Annotated in this window: 1 protein-coding gene; it reads left to right on the forward strand. The window is 66.5% G+C overall.

The features are described 5' to 3' along the window. The coding region (locus tag ACFC3J_RS22835) for a PQQ-binding-like beta-propeller repeat protein (protein WP_375198191.1) at nt 1–680 on the forward strand (680 nt) is incomplete at both ends.

The raw sequence follows: 680 nt of genomic DNA on the forward strand, positions 1-680 counted from the left end.
AGGTGGGCAATCGCCTTTTCCTGTGCGCGGGCAATAATGATGTGATCGCGCTCGACCCCGAAACGGGCCGACAATTATGGCGACACCAGCCCAAGGCCGATCTCGCCGGCGTCTATGGCCTCGTCTGCCGCGGCGTCACCTATTATCGCATCCCGCAAGCCCAGGGCGATTGCGCCGAACGCATCTACACCGCGACACTCGACGCCCGGCTGATCGCACTCGATGCCGCCACCGGCAGGCTATGCCCCGGCTTCGGGCAGGGCGGACAGGTCGATCTGAAAACGGGACTGGGCACGATCGACAAGGGCTATTATTTCGTCACCTCGCCCCCCGCCCTCGTGCGCGGCCGCCTCGTCCTGGGCGGCTGGGTGATGGATGGTCAGAAAATCCGGGAGCCTTCCGGTGTGATCCGGGCGTTCGATGCCGTCACGGGCGATTTTGCCTGGGCCTTCGACATCGGCCGCCCCGACGATCACGGCCCGCCGCCGCCCGGCGGCACCTTCACGCCGGGCACACCCAATAGCTGGGCGCCAATGAGTTCGGACGACAGGCTGGGCCTCGTCTATGTGCCCACGGGGAACGCTACGCCGGACTATTTCGGGGGACATCGCACCGCGAATGACGATCGCTATTCCAGCGCCGTGCTGGCGCTCGACGCGGAAAGCGGGGCGGTGCGCTGG

It is taken from the genome of Sphingobium sp. (genome assembly GCF_041987595.1).
GTDB lineage: Bacteria > Pseudomonadota > Alphaproteobacteria > Sphingomonadales > Sphingomonadaceae > Sphingobium.